The organism is Paracoccus sp. UBA5162 (assembly GCF_002413585.1).
GTDB lineage: Bacteria > Pseudomonadota > Alphaproteobacteria > Rhodobacterales > Rhodobacteraceae > Paracoccus.
Genome location: NZ_DHXG01000065.1, coordinates 87,964 through 101,291 on the forward strand (window position 1 = coordinate 87,964; position 13,328 = coordinate 101,291).

Consider the following 13,328-nt stretch of genomic DNA (forward strand, 5'->3'; position numbering starts at 1 on the left):
CGGCGCGGATGGAGTCGGAAGACTGGGCGCTGCTTTTGCTGCTGTCGCTGCTGTGGGGCGGATCGTTCTTCCTGATTTCGATCGCGCTGACCGGCCTGCCGGTGCTGACCATCGTCGCCCTGCGGCTGCTGGTGGCGGCGCTGGTTCTGTGGGCGATCGTGGCCGCGACCGGGCGCAGGCTGCCGCGCGATCCGGCGATCTGGCGCGCGTTTCTGGTCATGGGCGTGCTGAACAATGCCATTCCCTTCAGCCTGATCGTCTGGGGACAAACCGAGATTCCGTCCGGGCTGGCCTCGATCCTGAACGCGACGACACCGCTCTGGACGGTCTTGGTCACCGCCGCCCTGCTGGCGGACGAACGCGCCAGCCCGCGCAAGATCGCGGGAGTGGTGCTGGGACTGGGCGGCGTGGCGGTGATGATCGGTCTGGATGCGCTGGCGGGGCTGGGTCAGGCGATTTGGCCGCAATTGGCGATCCTGGGAGCCGCGATTTCCTACGCCTTCGCCAACAGCTTCGGGCGACGGTTTCGGCGCGGAGGTGTCGATCCGGTGGTGACGGCGGCGGGGATGGTGACAGGCAGCGGCGCGGTGCTGATCCCGCTGGCTTTGGCGATCGAGGGCTTGCCCGGCAGCGCCTCGGCGCAGGCATGGCTGGCCGTGCTGACGCTGGGCGTCGCCGGGACCGGACTGGCCTATGTGCTGTATTTCCGCATTCTCGGCCGCGCGGGGGCGACGAATATCTCGCTGGTGACATTCCTTGTGCCGGTTTCGGCGATCCTTCTGGGCTGGCTGTTTCTGGGCGAGACACTGGGTATCGCGCATCTGCTCGGCATGGGCCTGATCGCGGCCGGGCTGGCCCTGATCGACGGGCGGCTGATCGGGGCGCGCGGATGATCGCGCGGGCGCAAGCCCTGCGGGGTCATGCCGCGATGCTTCTGTTCTCGGCGCTGGTGGCGGGGTCTTTCTCGCTGGGCGCGCGGGCGGCCAACCTGATCGACCCGGCGGCGATCACTGCCGCGCGCTTTGTGATCGCCGCCGCGCTGATCGCGGCTTTCGCCTTCGCCGCCGGTCCGGGGGTGCCGCGGACGGCGTTTCGCGCGCCCTGGCGCTATCTGCTGCTGGGCGGGGTCTTTGCCAGCTATTTCGTGCTGATGTTCCAGGGCCTGAAGACCGCGGCCCCGGTCAGCGCCAGCGCGGTCTTCACGCTGACGCCGCTGATGGCGGCGGGCTTTGGCTGGCTGCTGATGCGGCAGCGGCTGACGGGCCGCATGGCCGCGGCGCTGGCCCTTGGCGGCGCCGGCGCGCTATGGGTGATCTTTCGCGGCGATCCGGCCGCGATGGCGCGGCTGGAATTCGGACGCGGCGAGGGGATCTATCTGGCCGGTTGCGTGGCCCATGCCCTCTACACGCCGCTGGTCAGACGGCTGAACCGGGGTGAAAGTCCCGTCGTGTTCAGTCTCGGCACGCTTCTGGCCGGGGCGGGGGTGCTGATCCTGTGGGGCTGGGGGCCGATTTGGGCGACGGACTGGACGGCCCTGCCCGGCATCGTCTGGATCACGCTGCTTTATGTCGCGATCCTCGCCAGCGCCGTGACCTTCGTGCTGGTGCAATACGCGACGCTGCGCCTGCCCGCCGCGAAGGTCATGGCCTATACCTATCTGACGCCGGTCTGGGTCATCGTGCTGGAGGCTGCGATGGGGCAGGGCCTGCCGGGCAGTGTCGTGGCACCGGGAATCGGCGCCACCCTGCTGGCGCTGTGGATGCTGCTGCGCGAGGACGAACCGGCATCCCTGCGGCAGCCCTGACGCAGGCGTGAGCTTTCCGTGAAGGCCCGCTTTCCTTCCTTGCGGCGCGCCGCTAGGGTCCGGCCGAACGAAGGCAAGAAGAGGCGATCCGTGGCGCATATCATCGTCGTGGGCAACGAAAAGGGCGGGTCCGGCAAGTCCACGACCTCGATGCATGTGGCGACCGCTCTGGCGCGGATGGGACATCGCGTCGGCGGGCTGGATCTGGACGTGCGCCAGCGCAGTTTCGGCCGCTATCTGGAAAACCGCGCCGCCTTCGTGAAGCGCAAGGAACTGGACCTGCCGACGCCGATGCTGGGCCATCTGGGCGAGGGCAGCGATCCCTTGACCCCGGCGCTGACCGCGCTGGAGGCGGAATGCGATTTCATCCTGCTGGATTGTCCGGGCTCGCATACCAAGCTCAGCCAGATGGCGCATACGCTGGCCGATACGCTGCTGACGCCGATGAACGACAGTTTCGTCGATTTCGACCTGCTGGCGCGGATGTCGCCCGAGGGCAAGGTGCTGGGTCCGTCGATCTATGCCGAGATGGTCTGGGCCGCCCGGCAGATGCGCGGGCAGGCGGGGGCCGGGCCGATCGACTGGCTGGTGCTGCGCAACCGGCTTGGCACCCAGGCCATGCACAACAAGCGCAGGGTGGGCGGGGCGCTGGACACGCTGTCCCGGCGCATCGGCTTTCGCGTCGCGCCGGGCTTTTCCGAGCGCGTCGTCTTTCGCGAATTGTTCCCGCGCGGGCTGACGCTTCTGGACCTGAAGGATATCGGCACCGAGACCTTGAACATGTCCAACATCGCCGCCCGCCAGGAATTGCGCGACCTGATCGGCGAATTGCGGTTGCCGGGCGTTTCCGTCACTTTCTAGAAGCTTCCGCAGGGGCAACGCGGTGCCGGCATTGTTGGCGGCGGCATGAGACACTATCTTACGCGCGCTCAAGATATGAAAAACGCGGCGGTTTCCTGATGCGAGTGTTGGCCTTCCTTGTCGTTGTCCTCGGGTCCGCCTTGCCCGGATGGGCCCAGGACGCCGCGTCGGGCAGCGAGGCCGTGGCGCAAAGCGTGCCCGCGGTCACGGTCGCGCCGGCAAGGCGCGCCGAGGTGCAGGCGCGGGTGCCGGTATCCGGGACCCTGGTCGCCCGCCAGAAGGTGCAGGTCTTTCCGCAGGTTTCGGGCTATGAAATCACCGAAATTCTGGTCGAGGCCGGCGATCAGGTCGAAAAGGGCGATGTGCTGGCACGGCTTTCGACCGATACGCTGGCGGCGCAGCTGGCCCAGGCCGAGGCCGAATATCAGCGCGCCAGGGCCGGGGTCGGCCAGGCGCGCAGCAACATCGACAGCGCCGAGGCTTCGCTGACCCAGGCCCAGACATCGCTGGATCGCGCCCGCAGGCTGCGCGAGGGCGGGAACGCATCGCAATCGACCCTGGACGACGCGGTCGCGGCCGAGGCGAATGCGCGGGCGCAGGCTGCATCGGCCCGCGACGGGCTGGCCGTCGCCCAGGCGCAGCTGGCCCAGGCCGAAGCCGCGCGCCGCATCGCCAGGCTCAACCTGGACCGGGCGACGATCCTGGCGCCGGTCCCGGGGCTGGTCGTGGCGCGGAACGCCGAACTGGGCGCGCTTGCCGGCGCCTCCGCGGAACCCCTGTTCAGCCTGATCGCCGATGGCGCCGTCGAGATGGAGGCCGAGGTGATCGAGACCGCGCTGCGGCAGTTGAAGATGGGCGATCCGGCCGAAATCAGCGCGGCGGGTCTGGGCAAGGTCGATGGCCGGGTGCGGCTGATCCCGGCCTCGGTCGATCCGGTCACGCGGCTTGGCCTGATGCGGATCTCGCTGGATGCGCAGGCGGGACTGCGCACGGGCCTTTTCGCCAGCGGCTGGGTCATCACCGCCCGCCGCGACGCGGTGACGGTGCCGGCAACGGCGGTTCTGTCGGATTCCCAAGGCGACAGGGTTCAGGTCGTGGCCGATGGCCGCGTCGAAAGCCGCCCGGTCCGGGCCGGGCTGCTATGGGATGGCCAGCGCGAGATCGTCGAGGGAGTGACCGAGGGCGAACAGGTGATCGCGCGGTCGGGTGCATTCTTCCGTGACGGCGATCAGGTGCGGGCGATCTCGGCCGAGGCCGCGACAACGGCCGAGGCCGGGACCGCGAATGAAGCTGGTGCAAGGGCGGCGGCGGCGATTGCGCCGGCCGACGATCAATCGGCCGATGCCGGTCAGAAGGCACGGCGATGAATTTCTCGACCTGGTCGATCCGCCACCCGGTGCCGCCCATCGCGGTTTTTCTGGTGTTGCTGGTCGTCGGATTGTTCAGCTTTTCGCGGCTGCCGGTGACGGCGATGCCGAATATCGACCTGCCCATCGTCAGCGTGACCATCGCCCAGCCCGGTGCCGCGCCCTCGGAACTGACAAGCCAGGTGGTCCAGCCTGTCGAGGACAGCATTTCCTCGATCACCGGGGTGCGGCACATCACCTCGACGGCGACCGACAGCAGCGCCAGCATCACCGTCGAATTCGAACTGGAAACCGACAGCGACCGCGCGGTCAACGATGTCAAGGACGCGGTCTCGACGATCCGGGCCGAACTGCCCGAAAGCATCAGCGAACCCATCATCCAGCGCGTCGATGTGACCGGCTTTCCGATCCTGACCTATGCGGTCAGCGACCCGACCCAGACCATCGAGGGCCTGTCGAAATTCGTCGATGACGTGATCGGGCGCGAATTGTCCACCGTCAGCGGCGTCGCCAAGACCTCGCGGATCGGCGGGGCCGAACGCCAGATCAAGGTTGATCTGGATCCCGACCGGCTGCTGGCGCAGGGTCTGACGGCGGCCGGGATCTCGGATCAGTTGCGGGCCAAGAACATCGACATGGGCGGTGGCCGGGGCGATCTGGCCGGGACCGAATATTCCATCCGCACGCTGGGAGCCGCCGACAGCGTGGCGCAACTGGCCGCCACCCCCATCGCCATCGCGGACGGCCGCACGATCCGGCTGGATCAACTGGGCGACGTCACGGATGGCGCCAGCGACGAACGCAGCTTTGCGCTGCTGGATGGCCAGCCGGTCGTGGCCTTCGGGGTCTATCGCGCCTCGGGCGAATCCGATCTGGGCGCGGGCGACGGCACCAAGGAACGGCTGCAGCAGATCCGCGAGCGTTACCCCAATACCCGCATCACCCTGATCGACGATTCGACCACCTATACCGAAGCCAGCTATACCAGCGCGATGGAGACGCTGTATGAAGGTGCGGCGCTGGCGGTAATCGTGGTGTTCCTGTTCCTGCGCAACTGGCGTGCAACGCTGATTGCCGCCGTCGCGCTGCCCTTGTCGATCATCCCGACCTTCTTCGTGATGCAGTGGCTGGGTTTTACCCTGAACGGGATAAGCCTTCTGGGGATCACGCTGGTCACCGGCATCCTTGTCGATGATGCCATCGTCGAGATCGAGAACATCGAACGCCATATCGGCATGGGCCTGCCGCCCTACGAGGCCAGCGAGGAAGCCGCGGAAGAGATCGGCCTGACGGTCATCGCGATCAGCTTTTCCATCGTCGCAGTTTTCGCGCCGGTCAGCTTCATGGGCGGGATTCCGGGGCAGTATTTCAAGCAGTTCGGCCTGACTGTCGCGGTGTCGGTCCTGTTCTCGCTGCTGGTGGCGCGGATCATCACGCCGATGCTGGCGGCCTATTTCATGCGCGGCAAGGTCCATGACGCGAACCGTCGCGACGGATTCGTCATGCGCGGGTTGATGTCGGTCTGCCGCTGGACCATGCGCCATCGCGGGCTGACGCTGCTTGCCGGTATCGCGATCTTCGCGGGTTCGATCTATTCCGCGACCCTGCTGCCGACCGAATTCATCCCGGCGCAGGATGTCGGCCGCAGCCAGATCAGGCTGGAAATGCCGCCCGGCTCGACCATCGACGAGACCGAGAACGGCGCCCGCCGGATCACCGCGCAGATCGGCGAGGTGCCCGAGGTCCGGTCGGTCTTCAGCTACTCGGATGGCAGCGACGTCACCGAGGCGCGGGTGATGATCAATTACGGTCCCAAGGAAGATCGCGAGCGGTCGCAATTCGACCTTGAGGCGCAGCTGAAGCAACGTCTGTCGGACATGCCCGACATGCGGATCAATTTCCAGAACGAGAACGGCGAGAACGACCTGACGATCAGCGTTCTGGGCACGACCGAGGAGGGCGCGGCACTGGCCGCCCAGCGTCTGGCCTCGGCGATGAGCCGGCTGCCGACGCTGGAGGGCGTGACGACCTCGGCCAGCCTGCAGCGCCCCGAGATCCAGATCCTGCCCAAGGCCGATATCGCGGCCCAGCTTGGCGTGTCCGCCAGCGCCATGGCGACGACGCTGCGGGTTGCCACGCTGGGCGATACCGAGGCGAACCTCGCCAAGTTCAATACCGGCGACGAGCAGGTGCCCATTGTCGTGCGGCTGAACCAGGCCGCGCGCGACGACCTGATGCGGGTTCAGACCCTGCGTGTGCCAAGCTTGGCCGGGCAGGTGCCGCTGGCCACGGTGGCCGATGTCACCCTGTCGGCCGGCGCGACCGAGATCGGGCGCTATGACCGGCAATACCAGACCAAGGTCGGCGCCAATCTTGCCGATGGCTCGCTGCTGGGGCCGGTCAATGCCCAGGTGACCGAATTGCAGAACCGGATCGAGATGCCGCCCGGAACACGGATCCAGGCCGCGGGCGATGCCGAGATCATGGGCGAGGTTTTCGGCGCCTTCGGCACCGCGATGGGCGCGGGCGTGATGCTGGTCTATGTCGTTCTGGTGCTGCTGTTTCATAACTTCGTGACGCCGGTAACGATCTTGCTGTCGCTGCCTCTGGCCATCGGCGGCGCGATCCTGGCGCTGTTCGTGACCGGCAATTCGATCAGCATGGCGGTGGTGATCGGGTTCCTGATGCTGATGGGGATCGTCACCAAGAACTCGATCATGCTGGTGGAGTTCGCGCTGACCTCGATGGCCGGGGGCACCCCGAAGCGCGAGGCCATCCTGGACGCCGTGCACAAGCGCGCGCGGCCCATCGTCATGACCACCATCGCGATGAGCGCGGGCATGGTGCCTTCGGCGCTGGCGACCGGCGAGGGCGGAGAATTCCGGGCGCCCATGGCCATCGCGGTGATCGGCGGACTGATCCTGTCCACGATCCTGTCGTTGCTGTTCGTGCCCTCGCTGTTCTCGGTCATCCATGGCGGGCAGCGGCGCATCTTCGGGTGGATCGGTTATCGCCTCGGTCTGAACCGGGCGCGGGACGTGGTTGCCGAATAGCGGTGGAACCGCCGGCGTCGCGGGCGCATTGGACCCCGCAACGTCAAGGAAGGAGCTGTTTCCATGGCCAGGATTCTCATCATGGCGTCGGATGGATACGAACAATCGGAACTGTTCGTTCCGCTGGAAAAACTGAGGGCGGCCGGGCACGAGGTCGATATCGCGGCCCCGGAACCGGGCGCCATTCGCGCCTGGGCGACGGATGACTGGGGCAAGTCGGTCGAGGCCGGGAAAGGCATCGCCGGCGTTTCGGCCGGGGATTACGACGCGCTGGTCCTGCCGGGCGGGGTCATCAACCCCGATACGCTGCGGCATGACGACAAGGCCGTCGACCTGATCCGCGACTTTTCCGCCGCCTCAAAGCCTATCGCCGCGATCTGCCATGCACCCTGGCTGCTGATCGAGGCGGGGTTGGCAAAGGGTCGGAAAATGACCGGCTATGTCTCGATCCGCACAGATATCGGCAATGCCGGGGCGGATGTGGTCGATGACAGCGTGGTGGTGGATCGCGGCGTGATCACCAGCCGCAATCCGGACGATCTGGACGATTTCGTGGCCGCGATCGAGAAGGCCCTGGCCTGATTGCATCCCGCGACGGGCGGGGCTGTCTGGTCCCAATCCGAACCTACCGGGACGAATGGCGCGGGGCGTTCCGCGCTGAAAAGCGTGACCGGGCTCTTTTCCCGCACGCTCGTCCGGCGCGAAAGAGATTCGTTCCAGTGCAGGGACGCGCAAGCGAAGGAGGCCGGAAAGGCCCCCTTCGCGAATTCGCGGTGCGCCGCCTCAGGCCAGCATCCCCATCGGATTTTCGAGGTGGTCCACGATGGCGTTCAGAAGCTGGGCACCAAGCGCGCCGTCGATCACCCGGTGATCGACCGACAGGGTCATCGACATGACGTTGCGGATCACGATCTCATCATTCTCGACCACCGGTGTCTTGATCCCCGCGCCGACGGCCAGAATCGCGCCGTGAGGCGGATTGATCACCGCGTCGAAATTCTCGATCCCGAACATGCCCAGGTTGCTGACAGCGAAACTGCCACCCAGATATTCGTGCGGGGCCAGCTTCCTGTTCTTGGCGCGACCCGCCAGATCCTTCATCTCGGTGGACAGCTTCGACAGCGTCTTGGCCTCGGCATCCTTCAGGACCGGCGTGAACAGCCCGCCTTCGACCGCGACCGCGACGGCCACATCCGAGGGTTTCAGCTTGATGATCCGGTCGCCCGCCCAGACGGCATTGGCATCGGGCACCTGTTGCAGCGCCAGCGCGCTGGCCTTGATGACGAAATCGTTCACCGACAGCTTCACGCCCCGGCCTTCCAGCTGCTTGTTCAGCGTGGCGCGCAATTTCATCAGCTCGTCCAGCTTGGCCGAGCGGCGCAGATAGAAATGCGGGATGGTCTGCTTGGCCTCGCCCAGCCGCTGGGCGATGGTGCGGCGCATTCCGTCCAGCGTGACCTCTTCGGTTTCGCGATCGGCATAGATCCGGGCAACTGCGTCGGCCGATGCGCCCTTGGGTGCCTCGGCGGGGGCGGCGGCCGCGGGTTTCGCGGGCTCGGTCCTGGCGGGGGCTGTGCCGGGCTTGGCGTTCTCGACATCGGACTTGACGATCCGGCCGCGCGGACCCGATCCGCTGATCGCGGAAAGCTCGATCCCCTTTTCCGCCGCGATCCGGCGGGCGAGGGGCGAGGCAAAGATTCGGTCGCCCTTGTCCGAAGGCGCCGCGGAGGGCGCCTTTGCGGTCCGGGCCTGGCCCTCGACCTCTTTCGGCGCTTCGGCAGGCGCGCGCTTCTCTGGCGCGTCCTGTTCCGGCGCCTCGGGGCCGGGACTGGAAATCTCGCCGATATCGTCGGCGCTTTCGCCTTCTTCCAGCAGCACGGCGATGGGGGTGTTGACCTTCACGCCCGCGCTGCCCTCGTCGACCAGAATCTTTCCGATCTTGCCCTCGTCGACGGCCTCGAATTCCATCGTGGCCTTGTCTGTCTCGATCTCGGCGATGATATCGCCGGACTTGACTTCGTCGCCTTCCTTGACCAGCCATTTGGCCAGCGTGCCTTCCTCCATCGTCGGAGACAGCGCGGGCATCAGGATTTCTGTCGGCATCTCGCTATCCCCTTATTTGTAGGTGACTTTCTTCACCGCCTCGACCACCTCGCCGGGGGTGATCAGCGCGAGTTTTTCCAGGTTGGCGGCATAGGGCATGGGCACGTCCTTGCCGGTGCAGTTGATCACCGGAGCGTCCAGCCAGTCGAAGGCGTTTTCCATGATATAGGCCGACAGATGGTTGCCGATGGCGCCGACCGGAAAACCCTCTTCGACCGTCACCATGCGATTCGTCTTCTTCACCGATTCGATGATCGTGCCGTAATCCAGAGGGCGCAGGGTGCGCAGGTCGATGACCTCGGCCTCGATCCCGTCCTCGGCCAGCGTGTCGGCGGCCTCAAGCGCGTGGGCCATGCCGATGCCAAAGCTGACGATGGTCACGTCGCCGCCCTGACGCGCAATACGGGCCTTGCCGAATGGGATGGTGAAATCGTCCAGATCGGGCACCTCGAAGCTGCGGCCATAGAGGATTTCGTTTTCCAGAAAGATCACCGGGTTCGCGTCGCGGATCGCCTGTTTCAGCAGCCCCTTCGCGTCGGCCGCGGAATAGGGCATCACGACCTTGAGGCCGGGAATCGCCGCATACCACGCGGCGTAGTCCTGACTGTGCTGGGCGCCCACGCGGGCGGCGGCGCCGTTCGGACCGCGGAACACGATGGGGCAACCCATCTGCCCTCCCGACATGTACAGCGTCTTGGCAGCCGAGTTGATGATGTGGTCGATGGCCTGCATGGCGAAGTTGAAGGTCATGAATTCCACGATCGGGCGCAGACCGGCCAGCGCTGCCCCGGTGCCGATACCCGCGAAACCCATTTCGCTGATCGGGGTGTCGACGACCCGGCGCGCGCCGAACTTGTCCAGAAGACCCTGGCTGATCTTGTAGGCGCCCTGGTATTCGCCGACTTCCTCGCCCATCAGGAACACGGTGTCGTCGCGGTCCATTTCCTCTTCCATGGCCTCGCGCAGGGCTTCGCGCACGGTCATGGTCTTCATCTTCGTGCCTTCGGGCCAGTCGGGGCTGCGGTCGGGTTCGGGTGTCTTGACCTTCTCCACCGCCGAGCCGCCGGTCTTGTCGTCTTCCTTGTCGTCGTCCTCGGCTGATTTTGCCTGGGCCGGCCGCGATTCGGGATTCGAGACCTCGATATCGTCGGCCGATTCGCCCTCTTCGACCAGCACGGCGATGGGGGTGTTGACCTTCACGCCCTCGGTCCCCTCGTCAACCAGGATCTTGCCCATCGTGCCTTCGTCGACAGCCTCGAATTCCATCGTGGCCTTGTCGGTCTCGATCTCGGCGATGATGTCGCCCGCCTTGACCTCGTCGCCTTCCTTCTTCAGCCATTTGGCCAGCGTGCCTTCCTCCATGGTCGGCGACAGGGCGGGCATCAGGATTTCGGTTGCCATGTCTTGATCCCCCTCAGGCGTTCTCTTCGGCGCTGCCCTGCGGCAGTTCGCTGGCGTAGATATCGGTCCACAATTCGTCCAGCGCCGGCTCCGGGCTGTCCTTGGCGAATTCGGCCGAGGCGTTCACGATCTCCTTGATTTCCTTGTCCACCGCCTTCAATTCGTCCTCGCTGGCATGTTTGCCCTGCAGCATCAGTTCGCGCACATTCTCGATCGCGTCGCGTTCGTCGCGCATCTTCTGGACCTCTTCGCGGGTGCGGTATTTGGCCGGATCCGACATCGAATGGCCGCGATAACGGTAGGTCATCACTTCGAGGATATAGGGCCCCTTGCCGGCGCGGCAGTGGGCGACGGCCTTCTGGCCGGCCTCCTTGACGGCCAGCACATCCATGCCGTCCACCTGTTCGCCGGGAATGCCGAACGCCTCGCCGCGCCCGAACAGGCTGGTGGATTTTGTCGATCGCTTGACCGATGTGCCCATGGCATACTGATTGTTCTCGATCACGAAGACCACCGGCAGATCCCAGAGTTCGGCCATGTTGTAGGTCTCGTAGACCTGGCCCTGGTTGGCAGCGCCATCGCCGTAATAGACGAAGGTGACGTTGTCGTTGCCCAGGTACTTGTCGGCGAAGGCCAGGCCGGCGCCCAGCGGCACCTGAGCCCCGACGATGCCGTGGCCACCGTAGAAATGCTTTTCGCGGCTGAACATGTGCATGCTGCCGCCCTTGCCTTTGGAATAGCCGCCTTCGCGGCCGGTCAGTTCGGCCATGACCCCGTTCGGATCCATGCCGCAGGCCAGCATGTGACCGTGGTCGCGATACGAGGTGACGCGCTTGTCGCCTTCCTTGGCGGCGGCTTCCAGACCGACGACGACGGCCTCCTGTCCGATATAGAGATGGCAGAAGCCGCCGATCAGGCCCATGCCATAGAGCTGCCCGGCCTTTTCCTCGAATCGGCGGATCAGCAGCATGTCGCGATAATATTTAAGCAGTTCGTCCTTTGACGTGTTGGACGCTTCCGTCTTGCTGGCGGCGGGTTTCCTGGCCATGCGGGGATTCCTCCTGGAGGCTGGGGCGGAATAGTTCAGCGTTAAACTATCCGTATCGCATCACCATCAGGGGTGCAATCCGCCAAAGACGGGCCTGTTCAGCGCAGGATGACCTCGTCCGCGCGGACATAGCCCAGAATCTCGCGGGCGCGTTCGTCAAGCAGGTCAAGGTCCAGATATTCGTCGGAAAGACGGCGGGTCAGATTCTGGATCCGGTTCACCTGGGCGCGCAATTCGTCGCGCTGTTCGCGCAATTCGGCGGTCTCGGCCTCGACCTGGATACGGCGCAGGATCCCCGAGGGGCCCTGAACGGCGGCAAAGGCGAAATAGAGGCCCAGCGAGAGGGTCAGCACGATGAAGATCGTGGCGCTGATCGAAAGTCTCTGTGACATGGCCTGCCCGGTGCCTGTGCCTGTTTGGGTCTTGTTCCGGCGTGATCATGCCACAGCCGGATGGAAAGGGGAATCCCCGCCATCACAGCCGCGCGCGGAACGTGGCCTCCAGTCGGCGGGCCTCTGCGTCAAGGCCGAAGGGCGGGTTCAGCACCCACATCCCCGACCCGACCATGCCGTGTCCGGGGCGCGCGGGCGCAAAGCGTATTTCCGTCCGCAATGCCTGCGGGCCGGCCTGCATCAGCGTGTCCAGCATCGCGCGGTGCCGGTCATCGGTCAGGATGGGATACCACAGCGCGATGATGCCGACATTCCATTTGCGTGCGATCTGCGCGATCTGGCGCGGGATGGTGTCGTAATCCGCCTTCACTTCGTAGCTGGGATCGACCAGCAGCACCCCGCGCCGCGGCGCGGGCGGACACACGGCCTGCGCCATCCGGAAGCCGTCCTGACGATGCAGCGTGGCGAAGCCCGCGACACGCGACAGCGCTGCATGTTCCACCGGGTGCAGTTCGGCCAGGTGGGCGCTGTCGCCGGGGCGCAGGAAATGCGCCGCGATCAGCGGAGAGCCGGGATAGGCCTGTGTGCCATGCAGGCGGCGCGTGGCATCGATCGCGGCGATCAGCGGATGGGTTGGCGGCAGCCAGCCTTGTTGCCGGGCCCGCAGGATCCCGGCCTCGGCCTCGCCCGTCTTACGGGCCTCGTCGCTGTCCAGATGATAGAGGCCGCGTCCGGAATGGGTCTCCAGATAGGACAGGGGCTTGTCCTTGCGCGTCAGGTAATCCAGCGCCGCGGCAATCAGCGCGTGCTTGTGCAGATCGGCCAGGTTTCCGGCGTGATAGGCGTGCTGATAGCTGAGCATGACCCGCCATAGCGCGCCCGCGCGCGCCGCGAAAGAGGATCAGTCGGCCCTGGACAATTCCGAATGGCTTTTCAGCACGCGATCGCCGTCGTCCTGTTCGATCAGGTAGGCGGGTTCATCCTTGCTGGCCTTGCGCCTGATGGCCTGACCCTTGATCCGACGCTCGACATCCTCGGTAAAGCTTTCCGTCACCTTGCCGGTGCCGTGACCCTGTCCCCAGTTCCAGCGGACCTTCGTGCCCTCACGGAATTTCTGCATCGTCGCCTCCATCGCGATTCCAGGCGCAATGCGCAGGGCGGGTGGCGGTTCCATCGGCTGAAAAGAAACGCGGCGGCGCCCAGGGAGGAGGAAGGGGCGCCGCCGCTCAACGCTGACCCAGGGAGGAGGGAGGGCCGCGTATGGGGTGCGGTGCAGGCCAGGGAGGAGGAGAGGCCGAC

12 protein-coding genes are annotated in these 13,328 nt (G+C 65.8%); 6 read left to right on the top strand and 6 right to left on the bottom strand.

Annotated elements, in window-relative coordinates; genetic code table 11:
- Nucleotides 1-8: 8 nt before the first annotated feature.
- The 6 genes from B4A72_RS09960 to B4A72_RS09985 all read left to right on the top strand — a co-directional run bounded on the left by B4A72_RS09960 (nucleotide 9) and on the right by B4A72_RS09985 (nucleotide 7,667).
- Nucleotides 9-893, top strand: a complete 885-nt coding sequence (locus B4A72_RS09960) for a DMT family transporter (protein ID WP_292978468.1) — start codon at nucleotides 9-11, stop codon at nucleotides 891-893.
- Nucleotides 890-1,804, top strand: coding sequence for a DMT family transporter (locus B4A72_RS09965; RefSeq protein WP_292978470.1), 915 nt, complete (start codon nucleotides 890-892; stop codon nucleotides 1,802-1,804). Before B4A72_RS09960 ends, B4A72_RS09965 begins: the two co-directional genes overlap by 4 nt.
- A 90-nt stretch (nucleotides 1,805-1,894) precedes the next feature.
- Nucleotides 1,895-2,665 carry a division plane positioning ATPase MipZ gene (locus B4A72_RS09970; RefSeq protein WP_292950938.1) on the top strand — a complete coding sequence of 257 codons (771 nt, stop codon included), beginning with the start codon at nucleotides 1,895-1,897 and terminating at the stop codon, nucleotides 2,663-2,665.
- Between the two features lie 98 nt (nucleotides 2,666-2,763).
- The gene (locus B4A72_RS09975) at nucleotides 2,764-4,032 is read left to right on the top strand and encodes an efflux RND transporter periplasmic adaptor subunit (RefSeq protein ID WP_292950936.1); all 1,269 of its coding nucleotides are present in this window, start codon (nucleotides 2,764-2,766) and stop codon (nucleotides 4,030-4,032) included.
- A complete protein-coding gene (locus B4A72_RS09980; protein WP_292978472.1) occupies nucleotides 4,029-7,085 on the top strand; it encodes an efflux RND transporter permease subunit in 3,057 nt (1,018 codons plus the stop codon). The genes B4A72_RS09975 and B4A72_RS09980 overlap by 4 nt, the downstream gene beginning before the upstream one ends.
- Before the next feature lie 63 nt (nucleotides 7,086-7,148).
- Nucleotides 7,149-7,667 (top strand): type 1 glutamine amidotransferase domain-containing protein, encoded by a 519-nt coding sequence (locus B4A72_RS09985; RefSeq protein WP_292950932.1) that lies wholly within the window; start codon nucleotides 7,149-7,151, stop codon nucleotides 7,665-7,667.
- Between the two features lie 201 nt (nucleotides 7,668-7,868).
- On the opposite strand, the gene B4A72_RS09990 is transcribed toward B4A72_RS09985, so the two are convergent.
- The 6 genes from B4A72_RS09990 to B4A72_RS10015 form a co-directional block, all read right to left on the bottom strand.
- Nucleotides 7,869-9,188: a pyruvate dehydrogenase complex dihydrolipoamide acetyltransferase gene (locus B4A72_RS09990; RefSeq protein ID WP_292950930.1), complete on the bottom strand. Its 1,320-nt coding sequence runs from the start codon at nucleotides 9,186-9,188 to the stop codon at nucleotides 7,869-7,871.
- Between the two features lie 12 nt (nucleotides 9,189-9,200).
- Entirely contained in the window at nucleotides 9,201-10,589 is a 1,389-nt protein-coding gene (locus B4A72_RS09995) for a pyruvate dehydrogenase complex E1 component subunit beta (RefSeq protein WP_292950928.1), read from the bottom strand.
- A gap of 13 nt (nucleotides 10,590-10,602) precedes the next feature.
- Entirely contained in the window at nucleotides 10,603-11,637 is a 1,035-nt protein-coding gene (gene pdhA / locus B4A72_RS10000; RefSeq protein WP_292978474.1) for a pyruvate dehydrogenase (acetyl-transferring) E1 component subunit alpha, read from the bottom strand.
- Between the two features lie 98 nt (nucleotides 11,638-11,735).
- Entirely contained in the window at nucleotides 11,736-12,029 is a 294-nt protein-coding gene (locus B4A72_RS10005; RefSeq protein ID WP_292953999.1) for an FtsB family cell division protein, read from the bottom strand.
- An 82-nt stretch (nucleotides 12,030-12,111) separates the two neighbouring features.
- Nucleotides 12,112-12,891 (bottom strand): 23S rRNA (adenine(2030)-N(6))-methyltransferase RlmJ, encoded by a 780-nt coding sequence (locus tag B4A72_RS10010; RefSeq protein ID WP_292953996.1) that lies wholly within the window; start codon nucleotides 12,889-12,891, stop codon nucleotides 12,112-12,114.
- A gap of 39 nt (nucleotides 12,892-12,930) precedes the next feature.
- Complete coding sequence (locus tag B4A72_RS10015) at nucleotides 12,931-13,203, bottom strand: DUF2945 domain-containing protein (RefSeq protein WP_335661860.1); 273 nt, start codon at nucleotides 13,201-13,203, stop codon at nucleotides 12,931-12,933.
- Nucleotides 13,204-13,328 lie beyond the last annotated feature (125 nt).